Source organism: Streptomyces sp. DSM 40750 (genome assembly GCF_024612035.1).
GTDB lineage: Bacteria > Actinomycetota > Actinomycetes > Streptomycetales > Streptomycetaceae > Streptomyces.
In genome coordinates, this window is the sequence record NZ_CP102513.1 from 8,335,833 (window position 1) to 8,361,379 (window position 25,547).

Consider the following 25,547-nt stretch of genomic DNA (forward strand, 5'->3'; position numbering starts at 1 on the left):
GCCATGCCAGACGTGTGCCCCGCGGGCGCCGCTAACAATCGTTCACTCCACGGGGCGCTCGCCCCCACTCGTATCCTGGAACGGCATTCAAAGGACGTACGAGAGCCGCGGCGTTCCGGTGAGAGCCGGTCCATGAGCCGTCCTCGTGCGGTGGCCGGCCGCGAGCCGGCGCACGCAACGGTGTGAGAGAGGGCGCGTGTTGAGCCAGTCGTCGAATCCGAGCCCGAGTCCGCGGGGCTCGCGGCAGATCCCGGTCGTCGTCCTCGCCGGATTCCTCGGTTCCGGCAAGACGACCCTGCTCAATCACCTCCTCCACCGCAGCGGCGGCAGCCGTATCGGGGCTGTGGTCAATGACTTCGGGGCGATCGAGATCGACGCGATGGCGGTGGCCGGGGCCCTCGGCGATTCCACCGTGTCGCTGGGCAACGGGTGTCTGTGCTGTGCTGTCGACGCCAGTGAGCTGGATGTCTACCTGGAGCGGCTCGCCGAGCCGTCCGCCGGGATCGATGTCATCGTCATCGAGGCGAGCGGTCTCGCCGAGCCGCAGGAGCTCGTACGGATGGTGCTGGCCAGCGAGAATCCCCGGGTGCTGTACGGAGGGCTCGTCGAGGTCGTCGACGCGTCCGAGTTCCCGGAGACCAGGCAGCGGCATCCCGAGATCGACCGGCATCTCGGCATCGCCGACCTCGTCGTCGTCAACAAGCTCGACCGGGCCGAGGACGGGGAGCGCGTCCTGGAGCTCGTCCGCTCGCTCAGTGACCGTGCGGCCGTCGTACCCGCCACCTACGGGCGTATCGACCCCGAGTTCCTCTTCGACTGCCGGCCCTCCGAGGAGCGCATCGGCCAGCTTTCCTTCGACGACCTTCATCGACATGACGAGGACGGGGAGGGGGACGGGGAGGACGGTGACGGTCACGTCGGGCATCTGCACACCGGCTACGACAGCGTCGCCTTCGTCTCCGACGTGCCGCTCGACCCCCGGCGGCTCATGGACTTCCTCGACGGCAGATCCGAAGGGCTCTACCGCATCAAGGGGTACGTCGACTTCGGGCCGTACGACCTCCGGAACCGTTACGCCGTGCATGCCGTGGGGCGGTTCCTGCGGTTCCTTCCCGAGCCCTGGGCGGACGGTGAGGAGAGCCGGTTCAGCCAACTGGTGCTCATCGGGGCCGGTATCGACGCCCCGGCCCTGAGCAAGGAGTTGGAGGCGTGCAAGAACGACGCCCCACACGCCGACGAACACGGCATGTGGGGCGTCCTCCGCTACGTGCAGGAAGCGGGGGCCGAGGAACCCGAGGCCTCCTACGACAGCGTCTGAAGGCTCGGGCTCACACCGGACCCGCCACCGACGAAACCGTCTTGCCCAGGGACAAGCCCGAGCCGTCGCGGCGCGGGTCCATCTCCGGAAGGTCGGCCGGCATGCCGTTCTTCTGCGCGGCGCGGGCCGGTACGGGACCCGCCCAGGCGACGGACAGGCAGTCCTCGCCCTTGAGGAACCGCTGGCAGCGGACACCGCCCGTGGCGCGGCCCTTGCGGGGGTACTGGTCGAAGGGGGTGAGCTTGGCCGTGGTCTGGACGGAGTCGTCGAGGGTGCCGCGGGAGCCCGCCACCGTGAAGACGACCGCGTCCACGGCCGGGTCGACGGCCGTGAAGGAGATGACCTTCGCGCCCTCGGTGAGCTTGATGCCGGTCATGCCGCCGGCCGGGCGGCCCTGCGGGCGGACCTGGGAGGCCTGGTAGCGCAGCAGCTGGGCGTCGTCCGTGATGAAGACCAGGTCCTCGTCGCCGGTGCGCAGCTCGACGCCGCCGACGATCCGGTCGCCCTCCTTGAGCGTGATGACCTCCAGCTCCTCCTTGTTGGACGGGTAGTCGGGGACCACACGCTTGACGACACCCTGCTCGGTGCCGATGGCCAGCCCGGGCGACGACTCGTCGAGCGTCGTCAGACAGATGACCGTCTCGCCGTCCTGGAGGGAGAGGAACTCCGAGAGCGGGGCGCCGCCCGAAAGGTTCGGGGCCGCCGACGTGTCCGGCAGCTGCGGCAGGTCGACCACGTTCAGGCGCAGCAGGCGGCCGGTGGAGGTCACCGCGCCCACCTCGCCCCGGGCCGTCGCCGGGACCGCCGAGACGATGACGTCGTGCTTGGCCCGCTTGCCGTCCTCGTCGGCCGCGAAGGGCTCGCCGTTGGCCGTCCGGGCCAGCAGACCCGTCGACGACAGCAGCACCCGGCACGGGTCGTCCGCCACCTGGAGCGGGACCGTGGTCACCTGGGTGCCCGAGGACTCCAGCAGCACCGTACGGCGCTCGGTGCCGAACTTCTTGGCCACCGCGGCCAGTTCACCGGAGACCAGCTTGCGCAGCTCGGCGTCCGACTCCAGGATGCGCGTCAGCTCCGCGATCTCGGCGTTGAGCCTGTCCTTCTCGGACTCCAGCTCGATGCGGTCGAACTTGGTGAGGCGGCGCAGCGGGGTGTCGAGGATGTACTGCGTCTGGATGTCCGACAGGGAGAAGCGCTCGATCAGGCGCTCCTTGGCCTGCGCGGAGTTGTCGCTGGAGCGGATCAGGCGGATGACCTCGTCGATGTCCACCAGCGCGGTGAGCAGACCCTCGACCAGGTGAAGACGGTCGCGCCGCTTGCCGCGGCGGAACTCCGAGCGGCGCCGTACGACCTCGAAGCGGTGGTCGAGGTAGACCTCCAGGAGCTCCTTGAGGCCCAGGGTGAGGGGCTGGCCGTCGACCAGGGCCACGTTGTTGATGCCGAAGGACTCCTCCATCGGCGTCAGCTTGTAGAGCTGCTCCAGGACGGCCTCGGGCACGAAGCCGTTCTTGATCTCGATGACCAGACGCAGGCCGTGCGCGCGGTCGGTGAGGTCCTTGACGTCGGCGATGCCCTGCAGCTTCTTCGAGCCGACCAGGTCCTTGATCTTGGCGATCACCTTCTCCGGGCCGACGGTGAACGGCAGCTCGGTGACGATCAGGCCCTTTCGGCGGGCCGTCACGTTGTCCACCGTCACCGTGGCGCGGATCTTGAAGGTGCCGCGGCCCGTCGCGTACGCGTCCCTGATCCCGGAGAGGCCGACGATCCGGCCGCCGGTGGGCAGGTCGGGTCCCGGGACGTGCTTCATCAGCGTGTCCAGGTCGGCGTTCGGATACCTGATGAGGTGGCGGGCGGCCGCGATGACCTCGCCCAGGTTGTGCGGCGGCATATTGGTGGCCATGCCGACGGCGATGCCGGAAGCGCCGTTGACCAGCAGGTTCGGGAAGGCGGCGGGCAGCGCCACCGGTTCCTGCTCCTGGCCGTCGTAGTTGGGCGCGAAGTCGACCGTGTTCTCCTCGATCGACTCCGTCATCAGGCTCGTCGCGTCGGCCATCCGGCACTCGGTGTACCGCATGGCGGCCGGCGGGTCGTCGTTGCCCAGCGAACCGAAGTTGCCGTGGCCGTCGACCAGGGGGAGCCGCATGGAGAAGGGCTGGGCGAGGCGCACCAGGGCGTCGTAGATCGACGAGTCGCCGTGCGGGTGCAACTTACCCATGACCTCGCCGACGACGCGGGCGCACTTCACATAGCCGCGGTCGGGGCGCAGGCCCATCTCGTTCATCTGGTAGACGATCCGGCGGTGCACCGGCTTCAGACCGTCGCGGGCGTCCGGAAGGGCTCGGGAGTAGATGACCGAGTACGCGTACTCGAGGAAGGAGCCCTGCATCTCGTCGACGACGTCGATGTCGAGGATCCTCTCCTCGTACGCGTCGTCGGGCGGCGGGGTCTTCGTGCTGCGGCGGGCCATCGCTGCCGGCTCCTCTTTTTCTGGTCGCTCACCTACGGGGCGCTCACGTCTCCAGCTCACTCTCACCGAGACGTGAACGGGATCTGACGCGGACCATTGTGGACTGCCGCACTGACAACCCTGACACGGCCCGGCGCCGACCATCCGGCCCGGCCTCCCGGGCCGTCGTGTCAACAGTGTGCGCCGACCTTAACCAACCCTCGACGGCCGCGACCCCGGTCTCGCTCTCGGCGTACGACCCCCGGGAACTTCTCCAGGGGTCCGCGCGCTTGCATACAGTGGCAGGACCGGCAGGAAAACAGCGGTTTCCGCGACGCTTCCACGACGGATCCCGCGACTACAGCACAGCGATCGAAGGGACGTACATGCCCATGGGTCACACGGCCACAGCCGAGGCAGGCTCCGAAGGCCTGACAGTGAAGGAGCACCGCCTGGACAACGGCCTGCGCGTGGTGCTCTCCGAGGACCACCTGACCCCGGTCGCCGCGGTGTGCCTCTGGTACGACGTCGGCTCGCGCCACGAGGTCGAGGGCCGCACCGGCCTGGCCCACCTCTTCGAGCACCTGATGTTCCAGGGTTCGAAGCAGGTGCCGGGCAACGGTCACTTCGAGCTGGTCCAGGGCGCCGGCGGTTCGCTGAACGGCACGACGAGCTGGGAGCGCACCAACTACTTCGAGACCATGCCCACCCACCAGCTGGAGCTCGCGCTGTGGCTGGAGGCGGACCGCATGGGCAGTCTGCTGGTCGCGCTCGACCAGAAGAACCTGGACAACCAGCGGGACGTCGTCAAGAACGAGCGCCGGCAGCGCTACGACAACGTGCCGTACGGCACCGTCTTCGAGAAGATCTTCCGCCTGGCGTACCCGGAGGGTCACCCGTACCGCCACACGCCCATCGGCTCGATGGAGGACCTGTCGGCGGCCAGCCTGGAGGACGCCCGCCAGTTCTTCCGCACCTACTACGCGCCCAACAACGCGGTCCTCTCGGTCGTCGGCGACATCGACCCGGAGCAGACGCTCGCATGGATCGAGAAGTACTTCGGCTCGATCCCGGCGTACGACGGCAAGCCCGATCCCCGCGACGGCACGCTCCCCGACATCATCGGTGAGCAGCTGCGCGAGGTCGTCGAGGAGAAGGTGCCCGCGCGCGCGTTGATGGCCGCCTACCGGCTGCCCGAGGACGGCACGCGCGCCTGCGACGCCGCCGACCTGGCGCTCACGATCCTCGGCGGCGGCGAGTCCTCCCGCCTGTACAACCGGCTCGTACGCCGTGACCGTACGGCCGTGACGGCCGGGTTCGGCCTGTTGCGGCTGGCCGGCGCGCCCTCCGTGGCGTGGCTGGACGTGAAGACCTCGGGCGATGTCGAGGTGCCCGTCATCGAGGCCGCCGTGGACGAGGAGCTCGCCCGGTTCGCCGCGGAGGGTCCCACGGCGGAGGAGATGGAGCGCGCCCAGGCCCAGTTGGAGCGCGAGTGGCTGGACCGGCTCGGCACGGTCGCGGGCCGCGCCGACGAACTGTGCCGGTTCGCGGTCCTGTTCGGTGACCCGAAGCTCGCCCTCACCGCCGTCGACCGCGTCCTCGAAGTGACGGCCGACGAGGTCCAGGAGATCGCCAAGGCGCGCCTGCGGCCCGACAACCGCGCGGTGCTCGTCTACGAGCCCGTCGACGGCGAAGAGGGCGACGAAGACGAAGCCGCCGCGGCTCAGGCCGCCGAAACCACCGACGAGAACGAGGAGTCGGCGAAGTGACCGAGTTCGCGACCATGGACTTCCACCCGCAGCCCCAGGCCGGCGAGGCCAGGCCCTGGGCGTTCCCCGCGCCCGAGCGCGGCACCCTGGACAACGGACTGACCGTGCTGCGCTGCCACCGCCCCGGCCAGCAGGTCGTCGCCGTCGAGGTCCTCCTCGACGCGCCCCTGGACGCCGAGCCCACCGGCCTGGACGGCGTCGCCACCATCATGACCAGGGCCTTCTCCGAGGGCACCGACAAGCACACCGCCGAGGAGTTCGCCGCCGAGCTGGAGCGCTGCGGCGCCACCCTCGACGCGCACGCCGACCACCCCGGCGTACGTCTCTCCCTCGAAGTGCCCGCGTCGCGGCTGGCGAAGGCGCTCGGCCTGCTCGCCGACGCGCTGCGGGCACCCGCGTTCGAGGACAGCGAGATCGAGCGGCTGGTGGCCAACCGGCTCGACGAGATCCCGCACGAGACCGCCAACCCGGGCCGCCGGGCCGCGAAGGAGCTCTACAAGCAGCTGTTCCCGGCCGACTCGCGGATGTCGCGCCCCCGCCAGGGCACCGAGGAGACCGTCGAGGGCATCGACTCCGCGGCCGTACGCGCCTTCTACGAGAGGCACGTACGCCCCTCCACGGCCACCGCCGTGGTCGTCGGCGACCTCACCGGCGTCGATCTCGACGCGGTGCTGGGCGACACGCTGGGTGCCTGGACCGGCTCCCCGGCCAAACCGCGCCCCGTGCCGTCGGTGACCGCCGACGACACCGGGCGGGTGATCATCGTGGACCGCCCCGGCTCCGTCCAGACCCAACTGCTCATCGGCCGGGTGGGCGCCGACCGGCATGACCGCGTGTGGCCGGCCCAGGTGCTCGGCACCTACTGCCTCGGCGGCACCCTCACCTCCCGCCTGGACCGTGTCCTGCGCGAGGAGAAGGGCTACACCTACGGTGTGCGCGCGTTCGGCCAGGTGCTGCGCTCCGCGCCCGACGGCTCGGGCGCAGCGATGCTCGCCATCAGCGGCTCCATCGACACCCCGAACACCGGCCCGGCGCTCGAGGACCTGTGGACGGTGCTGCGCACCCTCGCCGCCGAGGGCCTGACCGACGCCGAGCGCGACGTCGCGGTACAGAACCTCGTCGGGGTCGCCCCCCTCAAGTTCGAGACGGCCGCGGCCGTGGCGAGCACGCTGGCCGACCAGGTCGAGCAGTACCTGCCGGACGACTACCAGTCGACGCTGTACCGCCAACTCGCCGCCACCGGCACGGTGGAGGCCACCGCGGCCGCCGTGAGCGCCTTCCCGGTGGACCGTCTGGTGACCGTCCTCGTCGGTGACGCCGAGCAGATCGAGGAGCCGGTCAGGGCCCTCGGCATCGGCGAAGTCACCGTCGTACCGGCCGAGTAGAACCCGGACATAAGGGCGTGCACCTCGGGGGCCCTGGTGACGGAAGAGTCACCAGGGCCCCCGTTTGTCCCTATTGATGGCGGAGGTTGTGTGTCTGACCTGTGGCGTAGGCAACAAATCCCGTGATCCGTTTGTTATTTCGAAGACGGCCCACTTAGCGTCGGTCCGGCTGTTCGTCAGCAGTTCGCCGCAGCCGCGGCACCGGACAGTCATCGCCGAGTCCCCGTACGGCGCGAGCCAGGGGAGCCGGGGACCCATCACAGTCCCTGGGGTGAATCGGACGCCCTTCGCGAAGCATCGCGAACCGGGGGGTGGCCGTAGGAGACCTTCCTGCTCCGAACCCGTCAGCTAACCCGGTAGGCGAGAGGGAAGGAAAGGACCAGCCACTTCATGGCGTTCACCCGCGCCCCCGGGAAGCACCGCCGCCCCGGCCGTGTGCAGCGCACGACCACGAGGAACGTGGGCGTCGCCGCTCTCACCACCACCGGTGTCATCGGCACCCTGGCCGCTCCCGCGCTCGCCGCGGAGGAGCCCGCCGTCGAGCAGACCGGACTGAACCAGATCATCACCCTCGGCGACACGGTCGCCGACCAGGTCGACGCCCAGGCCGCCGCCCAGCAGCAGGCGGCCGAGGTGGCCGCCGTCAAGAAGCAGGCGCAGGAGGAGGCCAGGAAGGCCGCCGCCGAGAAGGCCGAGCAGGAACGGGCCGCCGCCAAGGAGCGCGAGGAGGTTGAGGCGCGTGCCGCCCGCGCCGCCGAGCGCAAGCGCCTCAACGCCTATGTCTCCCCGATCAGCGGCTCGTACGTCTCCACCGGCTACAAGGCCGGCGGCGCCGTCTGGTCCTCCGGCAGCCACACCGGCATCGACTTCCACGCCGCGTCCGGCACCGCCGTCCAGGCGGTCGGCTCGGGCACCGTCGTCGAGGCGGGCTGGGGCGGCGCGTACGGCAACAACATCGTGATCAAGATGAACGACGGCACGTACACCCAGTACGGCCACCTGTCGTCCATCGCCGTCTCCGTCGGCCAGACGGTCACCCCCGGCCAGCAGATAGGCCTCTCCGGGGCGACCGGCAACGTGACCGGCGCGCACCTGCACTTCGAGGCCCGGACGACGGCCGAGTACGGCTCGGACATCGACCCCCTCGCGTATCTGCGCTCGCACGGCGTGAACGTCTGACGCTCCCGCACCTACGCCCGAGGCCCCGGCTCACCGAGCCGGGGCTTTCCGCGTTGTGACGTACCTCCTGTCCAAAAAATATCCCTGGATTCCGGTCCGCCATCGGAAATTCCGGCTCACTGCAATAGAGTCGCTGGAACACACGTCAATCATCGACGTTTCACGGGGATTAAGGCGGAGGTCGGTCATGCGTATTCCGGCGCACTCGGTATGCACGGCGATCCGTGATGACATCGTCGCGGGTGTCTACGAGCGCGGCAGCCGCCTCACCGAGGAACTGCTCGCCCGCCGGTACGGCGTCAGCCGCGTCCCCGTGCGTGAGGCGCTGCGCACGCTGGAGGCCGAGGGCTTCGTCGTGACCCGTCGGCACGCGGGCGCGTGTGTGGCCGAGCCGACCGAGCAGGAGGCCGCCGACCTGCTGGAGATGCGCATGCTGCTGGAGCCGCTGGGCGCCGCCCGCGCCGCGCAGCGCCGTACGGAGGCGCACCTCAAGGTGCTGCGCGGCCTGGTGAGACTGGGTCAGGAGCGGGCCAGGCGGGGCAACAGCGAGGATCTGCGCTCCCTGGGTGGCTGGTTCCACGAGACGCTCGCACAGGCGTCCGGTAGCCCCGCGCTGACCTCGACACTCGCCCAGCTGCGGCACAAGATCGCCTGGATGTACGCGGTCGAGGCGCCGGCCAACCCCGCGGAGTCCTGGGCGGAGCACGGCGGCATCGTGGACGCCGTCGCGCGCGGCGACAGCGAGCGGGCCCGGACCATCACGTCCCTGCACACCGAGCGCGCCACCGCCGCACACCGGCTCCGATTTCCCGCCGGGCCCGGCGGGGCGGAGCGCCCGGAGCGTGTGAGGACTTCGCAACACCCCGTAAACATGCCGAGCCTTCGGCATTAACACGGGAGCCGTATACAAAGAGAGAAGAAATTCGAAGGGCATTATTTCTGCTGCCCGAAGAACGATTTTCTCCCCGCTTGCGACAGAGAAATGTGAAGGGCTCGCCCGATAAATCGGACGAGCCCTTCGATGTTGCCCGCGGGTGGCCTTTCAGGCCTTTATCGCGTTACTCAGACCGTCTCGGGGAGCTCCTCGAGCCCCTCGGCCACGAGCTTCGCCAGACGGTCGAGCGCGGTGTCCGCGCCCTCGGCCTCGGAGGCGAGCACGATCTCCTCGCCGCCCTGGGCGCCCAGGCCCAGGACCGCCAGCATGGAGGCCGCGTTGACGGGGTTGCCGTCGGCCTTGGCGATCGTCACGGGGATACCGGAGGCCGTGGTGGCCCGGACGAAGATGGATGCGGGGCGGGCGTGGAGGCCCTCGGCCCAGCCGACGTTGACGCGGCGCTCAGCCATGTGATGCTGCCCTTCAGGTGTCTCGGGTTCTTCAGAGAGGTCTAGACCGGTTGTCTAGACCAGTCTCCCATATCGTGCAGCGCGCCGGACCGGGCCCACGGCCTGACCGCGAACCGGCTGCTGTCCTTCTGTTGTGCTTCCCCAGACTGCCCCGCGCCGTTGTCGCACGCGAGCCGTACTCTGGGGCCCATGCAGACCTCGTCGGACCGGCACGAGTACCCCGCCCACTGGGAGGCCGACGTGGTGCTGCGCGACGGCGGCACCGCACGCATCAGGCCCATCACCGTTGATGACGCCGAGCGTCTCGTCAGCTTCTACGAGCAGGTCTCGGACGAGTCGAAGTACTACCGCTTCTTCGCGCCGTACCCTCGCCTGTCCGCCAAGGACGTCCACCGCTTCACACACCACGACTTCGTGGACCGGGTGGGGCTCGCCGCCACCGTCGGCGGCGAGTTCATCGCCACCGTACGCTACGACCGCATCGGCGCCGACGGAATGCCCGCGTCGGCCCCAGCCGACGAGGCCGAGGTCGCCTTCCTCGTCCAGGACGCCCACCAGGGCCGCGGCGTCGCCTCCGCCCTCCTCGAACACATCGCCGCCGTCGCCCGCGAGCGCGGCATCAGACGCTTCGCCGCCGAGGTGCTCCCCGCCAACAGCAAGATGATCAAGGTCTTCACCGACGCCGGGTACCAGCAGAAGCGCAGCTTCGAGGACGGCGTCGTACGCCTGGAGTTCGACCTGGAGCCCACCGACCGCTCCCTCGCCGTGCAGCGCGCGCGGGAGCAGCGTGCCGAGGCCCGGTCCGTCCAGCGACTCCTCGCCCCCGGCTCGGTCGCCGTCATCGGCGCCGGGCGCACGCCGGGCGGAGTGGGCCGCAGCGTGCTCGCCAACCTCCGGGACGCGGGGTTCACAGGGCAGTTGTACGCGGTGAACAAGGCCGTGCGGGAGAAGGAGCTCGACGGGGTCGCGGCGTACCGGTCCATCAGGGAGATCGAGGGCCCGGTCGACCTCGCGGTCGTCGCCGTCCCGGCCGCCCACGTCCCCGAGGTCGTCGCCGAGTGCGGTGAACACGGCGTGCAGGGGCTCGTGGTCGTCTCCGCCGGGTACGCCGAGAGCGGCGCCGAAGGGCGCGAGCGCCAGCGCGAACTGGTGCGCCAGGCGCGTACGTACGGCATGCGCATCATCGGGCCGAACGCCTTCGGGATCATCAACACCGCCCCCGACGTACGGCTCAACGCCTCGCTCGCCCCCGAGACGCCGCGCTCCGGGCGCATCGGCCTCTTCGCCCAGTCCGGCGCCATCGGGATCGCCCTGCTGTCCCGGCTGCACCGGCGCGGGGGAGGGGTCACCGGGGTCACCGGCGTCTCCACCTTCGTGTCGTCCGGCAACCGCGCGGACGTGTCCGGGAACGATGTCCTCCAGTACTGGTACGAGGACCCCGACACCGATGTCGTCCTGATGTACCTGGAGTCCATCGGCAACCCGCGCAAGTTCACCCGCCTCGCCCGGCGCACGGCGGCGGTCAAGCCGCTCGTGGTGGTGCAGGGGGCGCGACACGGTTCGGCTCCGCAGGGGCATGCCGTACGTGCCACTCGGTTGCCCCACACCACCGTGTCCGCGCTGCTGCGGCAGGCCGGGGTGATCCGGGTCGACACGATCACGGAACTGGTCGACGCGGGGCTGCTGCTGGCCCGGCAGCCGCTGCCGGCGGGGCCGCGGGTGGCGATTCTGGGGAACTCCGAGTCGCTGGGGATGCTCACCTATGACGCGTGCCTCGCGGAGGGGCTCCGGCCGTTGCCCCCCGTGGATCTGACGACGGGGGCTTCCGCGGAGGAGTTCCGGCAGGCTCTGTCCGGGGCGCTGGCGGACGAATCCTGCGATGCGGTGGTGGTGACGGCGATACCGGCGCTCGGAGAGACGTCGCCCGACGACGCGGCTCTGGCCGAGGCGTTGCGGATGGCGGCGGCGGAAGTGCCCGGGAAGCCGGTGCTCGTCGTGCACGTCGAGCTCGGTGGCCTCGCGGAGGCGTTGTCGGCGGCTGCCAGTACCGCACCACAAGCCGGTGACACGCCGCCCGGCGCCGCGGGCGGGGCCCGCCCTCCCGCACTCTCGGCTTCGCTCGGGCGGGGGGACCCCCATCGCCCCGCGGAACGACCGCCGACCGTGGGGACAGGGGGAACACCTTCCTCGGACCCGGCCGACTCCCGTCTCATCCCCGCCTACCCCGCCGCCGAGCGGGCCGTCCGTGCGCTGTCCGAAGCCGTGAACCATGCCCAGTGGCGGCGGGAGGCGGCGGAGCCGGGGCGGGTGCCCGAGTACGAGGACATCGATGAGAAGGGGGCGGCCGGGCAGATCGACGCGTTGCTGGCCAGGGGCGAGGGGCTCACGCTCGGCGCACGGGAGACGGTCGCACTGCTCGCGCGGTACGGCATCCGCGTGCGGGAGGCGCGGCCCGCGCCCACGCCCGACGAGGCCGTGGCGGCCGCCCGTGCCGTCGGCTACCCCGTGGCGCTCAAGACGACCGCCCCGCACCTGCGGCACCGGGCCGACCTGGGCGGCGTACGGCTCGATCTGGCGGACGAGGAGCAACTGCGGCGGGCGTACGCGGAGTTGACGGAGTTTTTCGGGGGGCCGGCGGAGCTGCGGCCGGTCGTGCAGGGCATGGCCCCGCGCGGAGTCGACACGATCGTGCGGACGGTGGTCGACCCGGCGGCCGGAGCGGTGCTCTCCTTCGGGCTGGCCGGGCCCGCGTCTCAGCTGCTAGGTGACATGGCGCACCGGCTGATTCCGGCCACCGAGCGGGACGCGGCCTCGCTGGTCCGGTCGATCCGGACGGCACCGCTCCTCTTCGGCTGGCGGGGCTCCGCCCCCGTCGACACGGAGGCGCTGGAGGAGCTGCTGCTGCGGGTCTCCCGCCTGGTCGACGACCACCCCGAGGTCGTGGCGGTCTCCCTGGAGCCCGTCGTCGTCGCCCCGCGCGGGCTGAGCGTGCTCGGCGCCACCGTACGGCTCGCGCGCCCGCCCGCCCGCGACGACCTCGGCCCGCGGACGCTTCCGGTGTACTGAGGACGACGCTCCCGGCGCGTTCACGACGGCGCGCGGACCCCGCACGGACGGCGCACGGCCCCGCGCATTGAGCCGTCCACGACAGAACAGGGACGGCAGAGCGGTCCCTCGCAGTCGGTGCACCACCGTAGGATGGACGTCATGGCCAAGACCAGTACGACGACCCAGGGGCTGCGTGCGGCGATCGAGCGCAGCGGCTACTACCCGGCCCTCGTGGCCGAGGCGGTGGAGGCCGCTGTCGGCGGCGAGGCCATCCAGTCGTACCTGGTGCATCAGGAGACGACCTTCGACGCGAACGAGGTGCGGCGGCACGTCACCGTGCTCGTCCTGACGGGCAACCGCTTCATCGTGAGTCACACCGACGAGCAGGCCGCGGACACCACCTCGCCGACGCCGTACGCCACGACGTCGACCGAGTCGGTGAAGATCGGCCGGATCTCGTCGGTCGTGCTCAGCCGGGTCGTCGCCAACCCCGAGTCGTACACCCCGGGCGCCCTGCCCCGCGAGGTCGTCCTCACCATCGGCTGGGGCGCCGTCTCCCGCATCGACCTGGAGCCCGCCGCCTGCGGCGACCCCAACTGCGAGGCGGACCACGGGTACACGGGCAGTTCGACGGCGGACGACCTCAGCCTCCGTGTGAGCGAGGCAGGGGACGGCCCGGAGACCGTGCGCCAGGCCCTCGCCTTCGCGCAGTCCCTCTCCGAGGCGACCGCGGATCCCGCCCGCTGATGGCGCTGCCCACCTGGGACCACCCGGAACCCCTCGCCGTCGGCTCCGCCCCCGTCCCCGAGTACGGCGCCGGCTCGCTCGCCGACCTCCTGCCCACCCTCGCGGCGGGCATGGGAGTCCCCGGTACGGCCGCGTCGATACCGGAGCTGAGGGCGGCCGACCGGAACTGCGTGTTCCTGATCGACGGTCTGGGCTGGGAGCAGCTGAGAGCGCACCCGGACGAGGCGCCCTTCATGACCGCGCTGCTGGCGTCCTCGCGCGGTGGCACCGGCCGCCCCATCACCGCGGGCTACCCCGCCACCACCGCGACCTCCCTCGCCTCCGTGGGCACCGGTCTGCCGCCGGGCGCGCACGGGCTGCCCGGCTACACGGTCCGCAACCCGGAGACAGCGGAGCTGATGAACCAGCTCCGCTGGCAGCCGTGGACGGCGCCGCGCGTGTGGCAGCCGTACCCCACGATCTTCCAGCTGGCCGACCAGGCGGGTGTGCACACCGCCCAGGTCACCTCTCCGGCCTTCCAGACCACCCCCCTCACCCAGATCGCGCTGAGCGGCGGCGCCTTCCACGGCCGCCTCTCCGGCGACGACCGTATGGATGTGGCGGCCGAACAACTGGCCGCCGGGGACCGCGCGTTGATCTACACGTACTACTCCGAGCTCGACGGCGCGGGCCACCGCTTCGGTGTCGACTCGGACGCCTGGCGCGGCCAGCTCATGCACGTCGACCGGCTGGTCCAGCGCCTGGCGGAGCAACTCCCGCCGCGCACGGCCCTGTACGTGACGGCCGACCACGGCATGATCGACATCCCGTTCGACGAGCAGCACCGCATCGACTTCGACGAGGACTGGGAACTGCGCGCCGGGGTCGCCCTCCTGGGCGGCGAGGGCCGCGCCCGCCACGTCTACGCGGTGCCGGGCGCCGAGTCGGATGTCCTGACCTGCTGGCGTGAGGTGCTCGGGGAGCAGTTCTGGATCGCCTCGCGCGACGAGGCGATCGCGGCGGGCTGGTTCGGACCGCACATCGACGAACGTGTGTACGCCCGCATCGGCGACGTGGTCGCGGCCGCGCGCGACGACGTCCTGATCATCGCCTCCGAGCGGGAACCCAAGGAGTCGGCGATGGTCGGCAACCACGGCTCGATGACGCCGGTGGAACAGCTCGTCCCGCTCCTCGAAGTACGCTCCTGAAGCCCTGCCCCTCCCGTCGCCCTCCTCGCCGAAAGGTGCTCAACTCACCATGCCCGAGCTGGTGTTCTTCTCCGGAACCATGGACTGCGGGAAGTCGACGCTGGCCCTCCAGATAGAGCACAACCGCTCGGCGCGCGGCCTCCAGGGCATGATCTTCACGCGTGACGACCGCGCGGGCGAGGGCAAGCTGTCGTCGCGGCTGGGCCTGGTCACCGACGCCGTGGAGGTCGAGGACGGCCAGGACCTCTACGCGTACCTCGTCGACCATCTCTCCCAGGGCCGCCGCGCGGACTATGTGATCGCCGACGAGGCCCAGTTCCTCACTTTCGAGCAGATCGACCAACTCGCCCGCGTCGTGGACGACCTGGGCCTCGACGTCTACGCCTTCGGCATCACGACCGATTTCCGTTCCAAGCTCTTCCCCGGCTCCCAGCGCCTGGTCGAGCTGGCCGACCGCGTCGAGGTCCTCCAGGTGGAGGCTCTCTGCTGGTGCGGCGCCCGCGCCACCCACAACGCCCGCACCATAGGCGGTCACATGGTCGTCGAGGGCGCCCAGGTCGTCGTCGGCGACGTCAACCAACCCGACGACATCGGCTATGAGGTCCTCTGCCGCCGCCATCACCGCCGCCGCATGACAGCGGCCACGGCCCGTGCGAGCGCCCTCTCCCCGGACGTGCTGCCGGTCTGACCCCGAGTGGTCGGCCCGGAGCGCGATGACTGCGCTGCCGCCGTTCCGCTCCTCTCGGCTGCCGGACCGCCGGCCGTGATCACGATGGCCCTCAACCGGCCGCTCGGGGTGCGATGCCGGCGGCGCGGCCGGATGGCCGTAGTCGGGAGTCCTTCGCCCGAGCCGGTCGAGGAGCTGATCCGCCGGGCGACCGGTGCGGACACCAGGTGTGAGGCACTCGGCGAAGAGGCGTGTGACCAGCGGGAGCAGATCTGCACCCCGGCAGCGGGCGGGCGCAGCCGCGGACCGGACCACTCGCCCGGCCGCCGGACGGGCGAGTGCTCGGCGAGACCGCCGTACGGGTGGGTGCTCGGCGAGACCGCCGTACGGGTGGGTGCTCGGCGAGACCGCCGGACGGCACCCGGAGAAACCGGATCCCCCGGGGACCCGGTGACGACCGCAACGCCGTGAATCCTCGGGCCTTCCGGGAAGCACCGTCGGATGCATGCCGGGCTGGACCCTGGTGTTGTGCGTTCAGGGGCCTCGGCCTGCCGTCCCGGACCCGCGGTCGAGGCGCGCGACCGGCCGCCCGGAGTCGCGAGACGCCGGGCGGCCGTGGCGTCGCCCGGTCAGGACCGGGCGACGGGCCGGGTTTCGGCCGGTGCCGCGTGAGGAGCGGTGGACGGGTCCGCGGTGACCGGGCGGAGATGGCGGTCGAGCAGGTGGTCCGGGAGGAGCCGGGCCAACAGGCTCAGACGGCGCACGTCCGCGCCCACGCGATACCGGGTCCTCGGACGAGCCTCCGTCAGCGCCCGGTGGACCGCCTTCGCCATGTCCTCCGCCGTCGTGCGGGACTCGGCGGCCTGCTGCTCGTTGTGCGCCAGAAAGCGTTCGAAGCGCGCTCGGTACAGCGCCGCGACATCGCGGTCCGCGCTGTGCAGCGCCTCCCGGGCCACCTCCGACACCTTCTGCCAGATCGGCGTCATGATCGCGCCGGGCTGCACCACGCTCACCGCCACGCCGAAGCCCCGCAGCTCGCGCCGGAGCACATCGCTCATCGCCTCCTTGGCGAACTGCGCCGAGGAGTACGCCCCGAGGAAGGGGATCGCCACGGTGCCCAGCCCCGAGGTGACGTTCACGATCCGGCCCCGGGAGCGCCGCAGCTCCGGAAGGAACGTCTGGGTGACGGCGAGCTGGCCCACGACGTTGGTGTCGAGCTGCCAGCGCAACTGCTCGGGCGACACGCATTCCAGGGGCGCCGAGACGCAGACGCCCGCGTTGTTGACCAGCGCCCACAGCGGCCGGTCCGCGTCCAGGCGCTCGGAGACGTACGCCGCCGCCTCCCGGATCGACGACCCGTCGGTGACGTCGATCCGTACCGGGTCGATCCGGCCGTGCGACGAGCGCGCGGCCAGCTCCTCACCGTCGCTCTCCTTCCGCACGCCCGCGAACACGCGGAAACCGGCCTGCTCCAGATGGAGCGCGCAGGACCGGCCCAGGCCCGTCGACGTGCCCGTGACCAGTACCGCGCGGCCGTCCGGCGTGAGCCCGCGGCTATCCGGCCTGTGGGACATGGTCGCCCTCCTTCGTGGAGTTCTCGGAGTTCACGGAATGCGCAGCGGCCACAGCCGGCTGCTCGGACGTGGTGGGGAAGGTCAGCGAGCCCTCCAGGATCGCGGTCAGCTTCCGCGTCGGCAGGAAGCGGAAGTACGCGTCCCGGATCGGCCGCCGTACGTTCTCCGACTGCTCGAACTCGCTGATGGAGCGGGAGGCCGCGACCATCCCGCGGGTTCGCTCCCGCCTCTCGTCCTCGTACGCCCGCAGCGCCGCAGGCACGTCCCCCGAGCCGCGCAGGCACCGAGCCAGCACCACCGCGTCCTCGATCGCCATGCCCGAGCCCTGTCCGAGGCTGGTCAGCATGGGGTGCGCGGCGTCCCCGAGCAGTGTCACCGGGCCCCGGCCCCAGCGCTCCAGGAACATCCGGTCCCGGGACGGCACCGCGAGGATCGACTCCTCCGGGGTGACCTCGATGGCCTGGCGCACCTCGTCGGCCCAGCCCGCGAAGGCCCGCGCCACCTCGGCCTTGCCGCCCTTCCAGTCGTGTGACCGGCTCGCCGGCATGTTCTTCGTGCCCCACCAGTACAGGAGCCCGCCGCCCATGTCCACGAGCCCGAACCGCTGCCCGCTGCCCCAGTAGTGGGTGACCGAGCCGGGGGTGAACCTCGGGTGCCGGAACGGCGTGAGCGCCAGCCACACGAGGTAGCCGCTGTCGCGGGAGTCCTCCGGGCCCACCATCTGGCGGCGAACCGCCGAGTTGAACCCGTCCGCGCCGACGAGCACGTCACCGTGCGCCTCCCGGCCGTCGGCGAACCGAACGGTCACCTGACCGCTCGCCTCGTCCACCGAGAAGTCCTCGGCAGCCGACCCCAGGTGGAGCCGGATGCCTTCGGCGGCCTCCAGCAGCGCCTCCTGGAGCGCGGAGCGGGTGATCAGCACGCTCGGCACCCCCAGCCTGCGGATGATCGACGGGAAGGGGAACTCGCGTATCAGCCGGCCTCGTGCGGTCCGCACGTGGTACGACCGCAGTACCTCTCCGCGTTCGGCGAGCTTCAGGTCGAGTCCGGCGGACTCCAGGGCGGCGATCGCGTTGCTCATCACCGACAACCCGGAACCGGCGGCCCGCAGCTCCGTCGCCCGCTCGTGGACCTCGACGTCCCATCCGGCGTGGCGGAGGGCCGCGGCGGCGGTCAGGCCGCCGATACCCGCCCCGACGACAAGGGCCTTGCGCCTGCTCATGTCACTCTCCGATCAGTTCGTCGACGACGCGGACGACGTGCTCGATGTGCGGCTCCTCCATGATCGACAGGTGGTCGCCCGGAACGTCGATCAGTGTCAGCTCGCCGCTGGTCCGCTCCCGCCAGCCGTTGGTGGGGTCGCGGTGCATCGACTGGATGGCCGTGTGCATCGTGTCGAGGACCTCCGGCAGCGGCTCCGTCGCGTGGATCAGCGCCATGTCCTGGTCCACCACGTCGGGCCGGTACGCGAACGCCGCTCGCCAGTTGGCCTCGTACACCTGGAACAGCCGGTGCACCACCGCGCCGGTGGCGCCTGGCGGGAGGACGCCCTCGGCCACCGCCAGATCGGCGATGAACGTGAACTTCTCCTCCAGCGTGGTGAGTTCGGCGGGAATGGCCTCTTCGGGCGAGTCGCCGCCCCGCTGGAGCCACAGCAGCTCCCAGAAGAACCAGTTCAGAAGGGCGTCGTCGCTCGTCCGCAGACGCCGCCCGGGGTTCAGCGCGGTCGTGTCGAGCAGGATCAGCCGCCGCACCTCCTGGCCCGCCGCACGGAGCTGCCGGGCCATCTCGAAGGCGACGAACCCGCCGAAGGACCAGCCGCCGATGAGGTACGGCCCCTCCGGCTGGACCCGCCGGATCCGCTCCACGTAGCCGGCCGCGATCTCTTCCACGCTGCGCAGCGGCTCGGTGCCCGCGTCCACACCGGCCGCCTGCAGGGCGTGGAACGGCCGCCCCGGCCGCAGATGTTTGGCGAACCGCACGTAGCACAGGACGTTGCCGCCCATGGGGTGGACGAAGAACAGCGGGCGCTCGTCACCGCCCGGCCGAATCGGCACCAGCGGGTCGAACGCCGCCTGCGCGCCGCCTCCCCGCAGCCGGGCCGCGAGGTCCGCGACCGTCGGCGCCGACACGAACTCCGACAGCGGCACCCCTATGCCGTACCGCTGCTCGATCAGCACGACCAGGCGCATCGCGGTCAGCGAGGTGGCGCCCAGGTCGAAGATGTTGTCGTGGACACCGATCGACGGCAGCCCGAGCAGTTCGCCGAGGATCTCCACGAGCGCCTTCTCGTACGCGTCCCTGGGCGATGTCGCGTCCCCGGCGACCGCCGTCGTGACGAGAGGCAGCTCGCGCAGCGCCTTGTCGTCCCGCTTGCCACTCGGCGTCAGCGGCAGAGCGGGCACCCACTGGTAGTGCGAGGGCACCAGGTAGTCGGGCAGCACCGAGCGGAGTTGCTTGACCAGGCGGTCCACGTCCACCCGCTCCGGGTCGCCGACCAGGAACGCGGCGAGGAACGAGTCGTTGCCGTCACGCCGCCGGGCGACCACCGCCGCCTCGGTCAGGCCCGGGTGGTCGGCGGCGAACCGGGTGAGGGCGATCTCCACTTCTGCCGGTTCCACGCGGAAGCCGCGCACCTTGACCTGGGAGTCGGAGCGGCCGGTGCACACGATCGAGCCGTCGGGCAGGACGAAGCCCAGGTCGCCGGTACGGTACAGCCGGGCGTCCGGAGCGCCGCCGGCCAGCTCCTTCGGACGGGGCACGAACCGCTCGTCGGTCAGATCCGGTCGGCCCGCGTATCCGTGCGCCAGGCATGTTCCGCCCAGATGGATCTCGCCCTTCACACCGGGCGGCACGGGCCGCATCCGCTCATCCAGGACCAGCACCTCCGCACCGTCGATCGGCGTGCCGATCGGCGGCAGCGGCGGGAAGGCCGCCGGGTCGCCCGCCATCGTCCAGCGGGTGACGACATGGGACTCCGTGGGCCCGTACTGGTTCTCCAGGACGACCCCGGGGAGCGCCGCGCACAGGGCGCGGATCTCCTCGGTGATCCTGAGTTGCTCGCCCGACGACAGCACCGCCTTCAGGGAGCGCGGCACCGTGCCGAGCGCATGGGCCGTCTCGGCCAGCTGCTGGAGCGCCACGTACGGCAGGTAGAGCCGCTCCACGCCCTCGCGGTCCATCAGTCGCAGCAGCGCGGGCAGGTCGCGGCGCTCGCTCTCGGAGACCAGCAGGAGCGTTCCGCCGCCGCAGAGCGTGGAGAAGACCTCCTGGAAGGAGACGTCGAAGCTCATCGGCGCGTACTGCAGGGTGACGCCGCCGACGACCCCGCTGGGCTCGCTGTTCTGCCAGGCCACGAGGTTCGCCAGTGAGCGGTGCGGCATCTCGACGCCCTTGGGCGCTCCCGTGGAGCCGGAGGTGAACAGCAGGTACGCCACGCTGTCCGAGGCGATCACGGGCAGTGGCTCGGCGTACCCGGGATCCGGCTCCCGGGACGGCTCGCCCGGCCCCCTGCCGTCCGGGGCCGTGCCCGCAGGGTCGAGGAGCTGTGCGGCCGTGACGGTGGGAGCGTCCTCCGGCAGGCTGGTGTCGTGCCCCGACCGGGTCACGACCGCGACCGGGCGGGCCTGCTCCAGCATGGCCGCGATGCGCTCCTTCGGGTACGACGTGTCCAGCGGCACCGTGGCGGCGCCCGCCTTCAGCACGCCGACCAGCACCGCGACGGTCTCCGGCGACCGCTCCATGGCGATGCCGACGCGGTCGCCGGGCGCGGCGCCGAGGGCCCGCAGTCTCCGGGCCACGCGGTCGGAGGCGGTGTCGAGGTCGGTGTACGTCCAGCGGCGGCCTTGGAAGACGAGGGCGGTCGCGTGGGGGGTGCGGGCCGCCTGGGCCTCGAACGCCCGCACGACATCGGGGGCCGGCAGCTCCGCTTCCGTGCGGGAGGCCGCGATCGGTGTGCCGTCGGTGAGGAAGGAGAAGTCCACCGGCTCCCGCGGATGGTCGACGATCCGGCGCAGGGTCTCGGTGAAGGCGCGACTGTAGAGGTCCGCCTGAGAGGGGGTGAAGGTACGGCCCGTGTAGTCCAGACGCAGCCAGATCCCCTCGCCGTCCGGTTCGGTGACGGCGTTCACCAGCAGCGCGAAGTTGGTCTCCTCCCAGGTACGGAAGCCCAGCGAGCGGATCCCGGGCAGCGCGTACACCTCGGCGAGCTGACGGAAGTGGATGTAGTTGAACGCCGTGTCCAGGACCGTGACGCCGAGGTCCTCCTGGATGGCGCTGAGCGGGTAGCGCCGGTACGGGTGGCTCTCCTGTTCCTGCCGGAACGCCTCCCGCACGACCGAGAGCCAGCTCCCGCCGCCCGCGCGCAGCCGCACCGGCATGGTGTTCAGGAAGAGCCCGGCCATCCGCTCGGCGCCCGCCCGTGCGGGCCGCCCGTGCGTGACCAGGCCGGTGACCACGTCCTCCACGCCGGAGAAGAGTCGCAGGGCGAGCAGGTGTGCCGCGAACAGGACCGATTTCACCGGCACTGTGTGGGTGTGGGAGAAGTCCCGTACGGCGGCGACGAGTTCGTCGGGAAGGTCCACCCGCCGGGTGATCTGCTCCTCGCCGTCCGGCGTCTCATGGGGCTTGAAGCCGTCGAGCTGGAGCAGCGGGGCGCCCTCCAGATAGCGGCTCCAGTGGGCGCGGGTCTCCGCCGACTCCAGGGCCCGCCGCTCGGCGAGCACATGGTGGGCGGTGGCCGGGATCCCGTCGGTGCCGGGCACGGGGTCGATGGCCTCGCCCAGGGCGTGCGCGTAGTCCTGGAGGAGTTCCCGTACGAGAGTGGCGACGCTGCCGCCGTCCAGGATGGCGTGGTGGAAGCTGAAGACCAGCTCGACGCTCTCCGGCAGGACGTGGGCCCGCAGATGGTAGAGCGGCGGCCGTTCGAAGACGTACGGGTGGTGGCGGCGCTCCTCGACGTGGGCGGCGATCGCGGCTTCGGCCCGCTCGGCGGACACGTCCCGGAGGTCCACGATGTCGAGGGCGCTGTCCACCTCCTGGTCCACGATCTGCAGCGGCTCCGAGAATCCCCCGAGGTCGAAGGCGGAGCGCAGCACCGGGTGGCGGGCCACGAGCCGCTCGAAGGCGGTGGTGAACCTCTCCGCGTCCCAGGCCATGGCGTAGCTGTAGCGGAACACGTCCCGGTAGACGGCCGAGTTGTGCTGCACGCGGCTGTGGTAGAGCAGACCGAGCTGGAGCCGGTTGACGGGGTACGCGTCCTCGCGGCCCGCCAGCCGGGCCCGGTCCACTCCGGAGACCAGCGCGAAGGGCGCGAGCTCCGGCTTCGGGCGCCCCGCGCCCGTGTCGGCCACGGTACTGGTGAGCGGGGCGAGTTCGGCGATCGAGGGGTGGCGGACGAGGTCGCTGAGGTCGAAGTGGTAGCCGCGCTTCTCGGCCAGCGCCCGGACCCGCAGCATCAGGATCGAGTCGCCTCCGAGGGCGAAGTAGTCGTCGTGGACGCCGACCCGCTCGGCGCCCAGGACCTCCGCCCAGACCGCGGCCAGGGCCTCCTCCACCGCGTCGCGCGGGGCTGTGTAGGGGCGGGGGCCGAGAGGGCCGGTGGCAGAGGGCACGGGCAGGGCGCGCCGGTCGGCCTTTCCGTTCGGGGTGAGGGGTATGGCGCCGATCCGGACGAAATGTGCCGGGATCATGAACTCGGGCAGCCGGCGGGCGAGTTCGCCGCGGAGGTGAAGCGGGTCACTGATCTCGTCGGCGACGTAGTACCCGGTGAGGAAGGTGCCGCGCTCGTCGTCCCGCTGGTCCACGACGACCGCGTCGCGGACATCGGGCAGGGACGCCAGCGCGTTCTGCACCTCGCCCAGCTCCACACGGTTGCCGCGGATCTTCACCTGGCCGTCGATGCGGCCGAGGTATTCGATGGAGCCGTCGGCGAGGAGCCGCGCGAGATCGCCGGTGCGGTACATGCGCTCGCCCGGCTGGAACGGGTCGTCGGTGAACTTCTCCGCCGTCAGTTCCGGGCGCTCCAGATATCCGCGCGCGACCTGGACGCCGCCGATGCACAGCTCGCCGGGGACACCGACGGGCTGCGGCTGTCCGTAGGGATCGAGCACATAGAGGGAGGTGTTGGCGACCGGTCGGCCGATGGGCACCCGCCGCACCGGCTGTCCGGGGGCAGTCGGGCAGTCGTGGTACGACACGTCGACGGTGGCCTCCGTCGGTCCGTACAGGTTGACCAGCAACGGTGCCCCGGAGGTACCGCCGAAGATCCGCGCGAACTGCTCGACACGGGCCGGGGGCAGTGCCTCGCCGCTGCAGAAGACCCGGCGCAGTGTCGCGGCCTCGGCACGCAGACCGGGGTCGCCGTCGAGCAGATCGAGGAACGGGCCCAGCATGGAGGGCACGAAGTGCAGGGTGGTGACGCGGCGTTCGGCCACGGTCCGCAGGATCGTGCGCGGGTCCCGCTCGCCGCCGGGCGCCAGCAGGGCGAGCTCCGCTCCCTCGACGGCCCACCAGAACAGTTCCCACACCGACACGTCGAAGGAGACCGGAGTCTTCTGCAGCAGCACGTCCCCGGCACTGATGCCGTACCGGTCCTGCATCCAGGCGAGCCGGTTGACCACCGAGTGGTGTTCGACCATGACACCCTTGGGCCGCCCGGTGGAGCCGGAGGTGTAGATGACGTACGCCAGGTCGCGGGAGGTCGCCGTGGGCGGCACGGGCTCGGCGGAGCCCGACGTCGCGAGCCGGTCGGCGCGGAGCACCGGCACGTCGGCGAAGACGCCCGGGTCGGGTGAGCCGGGGGCGGTGAGCACGGCCCTGGCGCGGCTGTCCCGGAGCAGGAAGGCGATCCGTTCGGCCGGGTAGCCGGGGTCCACCGGCACGTACGCGGCACCGGACTTCAGTACGCCGAGCAGCGCGGGCAGCGTGTGCGGACCGCGCTCCAGCAGCACCGCCACCCGGTCGCCTCGCGCGACACCCTCATCGCGCAGGGCGCGGGCGATCCGGTTGGCGCGGGTGTCGAGCTCCGCGTAGCTGAGCACGCTTCCGTCGGCGGCGATGACGGCGCCCCGGTCGGGGGTGCGGGCGGCGCGCTCCTCGAAGAGTCCGTGGAGGGTCGCGTCGTCGCGGTACGGGACCGTGGGGCCGCGCTGGACGCGCGCCAGATCCTCCCGCTCCCGGTCGGTCAGTATGGGCTGGGCGGAGGCAGGGCGGCCGTCGTCCTCGACACCGGCGAGCATGAGCGTGGTCAGATGGCCGGCCATCGCCTCGACGGGGAAGTCCTCGTCGAAGACGTCCCGGGCGTAGTCGAGGTCCACGCGCAGGTCGGCGTCGTCGTCGAAGGCCCGGATCATCACGGACAGCGCGTGCTGCTCGTGCACCGGGGCGGTGATCACCGTGTCCCGCTCGGCGTCCGGCAGCGATGCCGGGCGCGGATAGCGGAGGTACGACACGGTGACGTCGAACAGTTGCCGCGATCCGGACGAGCCGGCCGGCAGGTCGCGCAGGATGTCGCCGAGAGCGAGCCGCTCATGGTCGCGAAGAGCGCGGGTGCGCTCGCGGACGGCGGTGGCCAGGTCGTGCAGGCCGGCGTCGTCGGGGACGGGGACGCGCAGGGGCAGGTTGTTGGCGAACTGGCCGGCGGTCTCCCGCTCGTCGTCGCCACGCCGGTTGAGGAACGGCACACCGAGGACCACCTCGTCGGTGCGGTGGACGCGGGCCAGGTAGGCCGCGAACGCCGCGGTGACGTACGCGAAGGGCGAGATTCCCGCCCGGCGTACGCGGCGGACGATGCCTCCGGGGACGGTGAAGGTGTGGTGGCCGCGCCGCCGCGCGTCCGGGGCGGCCCGGCCCGGGGCCCGCTGGAAGAGGGCGGGGGCCACTCCCGTGAGGGCGGCGCGGTGGAAGGCGCGGTCCTCTTCGCGCTCCGCGGAGGTGCGGTAGTCGGCCTCGGCCTCGATGAACGCGCGGTACGAGGGCGCCGGTTCCTGGCCCGGAGCGGTGTCCGTGCCGTCGGGGCCGGAGGTCAGCCGCCCGTACTCCTCCCATATGCCGAGGCTCAGGTGGTTGAGCGTCCAGGCGTCCACGATCAGGTGGTGGGCGTTGACGTGGAGATGCAGCACGTCGGGGCTCTCGCGGACGAGGGCGGCGGTGTGGAGCGGGGCGCCGGACAGCGGGAAGGGCCGGGTGAAGGAACGCTCCCGCCACTGCCGCCAGGCCGCCGCGGGGTCGGGCTCACCGGAGAGATCCACGAACGTCACCGCCGTGTCGTCCTCGTCCGGTCCAGCCACCCACTGGTACGGGACGCCGTCCCGCTCACCGAACCGCAGCCGGAACGCGTCGTGCCGGTGAAGGGTGCGCGCGAGCGCCTCGGCCAAGGCCTTGGCATCGGCTTTTCCGTCGATCCGCTCGTCAAGAACCACGTTGAATTGAGGGTCGTTCGACGAGCGGGATTCGGCGGCCCAGATATCACGCTGGTAGGAGGTTAACGGGAGGATGCGGCGAGCGGCCACAACGGGTCCTTTCTTCGATTTCCGTCCAGTCGGCATTCCGTCTTGGGAAGCGAAAGCGTCCACACGGTATGCATGTGCCGTCATGACCAGCCACTACCGGGGCAGGTAGCGCGAACTACTCATGTGAGTAGCGGCCGTTTGGGATAAATCGCCGAAGATTAGGGGAGTGCGTGCACTGCGCTAAGAAACGGCCAATAGCGTGTTGCGTGAACGGCGAAAAAGCGCAGTTTGATCGGAACGCGCCAACCGTCGCGAGTAGTTGTGACGATCGTCACGGAGCGGGTCGACACGTGTCCCGGAAGCTGCCGCTGAACTGCCCATGCTCGGTGGTGTGGAGGAGCGTCCCGTCGGCAGTGGTGCCCGCGGAACCATT

14 protein-coding genes and 1 riboswitch are annotated in these 25,547 nt (G+C 71.3%); of the genes, 9 read left to right on the plus strand and 5 right to left on the minus strand.

The window, feature by feature from the left end; translation table 11 throughout:
* Positions 1 to 196 precede the first annotated feature (196 nt).
* Positions 197 to 1,318 (plus strand): CobW family GTP-binding protein, encoded by a 1,122-nt coding sequence (locus JIX55_RS37035; RefSeq protein ID WP_257567574.1) that lies wholly within the window; start codon positions 197 to 199, stop codon positions 1,316 to 1,318.
* Positions 1,319 to 1,328: 10 nt separating this feature from the next.
* Here JIX55_RS37035 and JIX55_RS37040 read toward each other — a convergent pair whose 3' ends face one another.
* A complete protein-coding gene (locus tag JIX55_RS37040; protein ID WP_257567575.1) occupies positions 1,329 to 3,785 on the minus strand; it encodes a DNA gyrase/topoisomerase IV subunit A in 2,457 nt (818 codons plus the stop codon).
* 371 nt (positions 3,786 to 4,156) lie between these two features.
* Here JIX55_RS37040 and JIX55_RS37045 point away from each other — a divergent pair, with 371 nt between their 5' ends.
* The 4 genes from JIX55_RS37045 to JIX55_RS37060 all read left to right on the plus strand — a co-directional run bounded on the left by JIX55_RS37045 (position 4,157) and on the right by JIX55_RS37060 (position 8,989).
* Positions 4,157 to 5,533, plus strand: a complete 1,377-nt coding sequence (locus JIX55_RS37045; RefSeq protein WP_257569606.1) for a M16 family metallopeptidase — start codon at positions 4,157 to 4,159, stop codon at positions 5,531 to 5,533.
* Positions 5,530 to 6,918 (plus strand): M16 family metallopeptidase, encoded by a 1,389-nt coding sequence (locus JIX55_RS37050; protein WP_257567576.1) that lies wholly within the window; start codon positions 5,530 to 5,532, stop codon positions 6,916 to 6,918. The genes JIX55_RS37045 and JIX55_RS37050 overlap by 4 nt, the downstream gene beginning before the upstream one ends.
* 203 nt (positions 6,919 to 7,121) lie before the next feature.
* Positions 7,122 to 7,296, plus strand: a riboswitch (cyclic di-AMP (ydaO/yuaA leader).
* A gap of 12 nt (positions 7,297 to 7,308) precedes the next feature.
* Positions 7,309 to 8,097: a M23 family metallopeptidase gene (locus JIX55_RS37055; RefSeq protein ID WP_257567577.1), complete on the plus strand. Its 789-nt coding sequence runs from the start codon at positions 7,309 to 7,311 to the stop codon at positions 8,095 to 8,097.
* A gap of 187 nt (positions 8,098 to 8,284) precedes the next feature.
* The gene (locus tag JIX55_RS37060) at positions 8,285 to 8,989 is read left to right on the plus strand and encodes a GntR family transcriptional regulator (RefSeq protein WP_257567578.1); all 705 of its coding nucleotides are present in this window, start codon (positions 8,285 to 8,287) and stop codon (positions 8,987 to 8,989) included.
* 170 nt (positions 8,990 to 9,159) lie between these two features.
* On the opposite strand, the gene JIX55_RS37065 is transcribed toward JIX55_RS37060, so the two are convergent.
* Entirely contained in the window at positions 9,160 to 9,441 is a 282-nt protein-coding gene (locus JIX55_RS37065; RefSeq protein ID WP_257567579.1) for an HPr family phosphocarrier protein, read from the minus strand.
* Between the two features lie 189 nt (positions 9,442 to 9,630).
* Between JIX55_RS37065 and JIX55_RS37070 the strand changes: the two genes are divergently transcribed.
* From JIX55_RS37070 to JIX55_RS37085, 4 genes are all read left to right on the plus strand, one after another.
* Entirely contained in the window at positions 9,631 to 12,507 is a 2,877-nt protein-coding gene (locus tag JIX55_RS37070) for a bifunctional acetate--CoA ligase family protein/GNAT family N-acetyltransferase (protein ID WP_257567580.1), read from the plus strand.
* A gap of 141 nt (positions 12,508 to 12,648) precedes the next feature.
* The gene (locus tag JIX55_RS37075) at positions 12,649 to 13,236 is read left to right on the plus strand and encodes a DUF5998 family protein (protein WP_257567581.1); all 588 of its coding nucleotides are present in this window, start codon (positions 12,649 to 12,651) and stop codon (positions 13,234 to 13,236) included.
* Positions 13,236 to 14,423: an alkaline phosphatase family protein gene (locus tag JIX55_RS37080; RefSeq protein WP_257567582.1), complete on the plus strand. Its 1,188-nt coding sequence runs from the start codon at positions 13,236 to 13,238 to the stop codon at positions 14,421 to 14,423. The genes JIX55_RS37075 and JIX55_RS37080 overlap by 1 nt, the downstream gene beginning before the upstream one ends.
* Before the next feature lie 49 nt (positions 14,424 to 14,472).
* The gene (locus JIX55_RS37085; RefSeq protein ID WP_257567583.1) at positions 14,473 to 15,111 is read left to right on the plus strand and encodes a thymidine kinase; all 639 of its coding nucleotides are present in this window, start codon (positions 14,473 to 14,475) and stop codon (positions 15,109 to 15,111) included.
* Positions 15,112 to 15,719: 608 nt separating this feature from the next.
* Here JIX55_RS37085 and JIX55_RS37090 read toward each other — a convergent pair.
* Genes JIX55_RS37090 through JIX55_RS37100 form a run of 3 tightly spaced genes read right to left on the minus strand, consistent with a single transcriptional unit; the run spans position 15,720 to position 25,210 of the window.
* Positions 15,720 to 16,664: an SDR family oxidoreductase gene (locus JIX55_RS37090; protein WP_257567584.1), complete on the minus strand. Its 945-nt coding sequence runs from the start codon at positions 16,662 to 16,664 to the stop codon at positions 15,720 to 15,722.
* The gene (locus JIX55_RS37095) at positions 16,645 to 17,886 is read right to left on the minus strand and encodes an FAD-dependent monooxygenase (protein WP_257567585.1); all 1,242 of its coding nucleotides are present in this window, start codon (positions 17,884 to 17,886) and stop codon (positions 16,645 to 16,647) included. The genes JIX55_RS37090 and JIX55_RS37095 overlap by 20 nt, the downstream gene beginning before the upstream one ends.
* A gap of 1 nt (position 17,887) precedes the next feature.
* Positions 17,888 to 25,210 (minus strand): amino acid adenylation domain-containing protein, encoded by a 7,323-nt coding sequence (locus tag JIX55_RS37100; RefSeq protein WP_257567586.1) that lies wholly within the window; start codon positions 25,208 to 25,210, stop codon positions 17,888 to 17,890.
* Positions 25,211 to 25,547 lie beyond the last annotated feature (337 nt).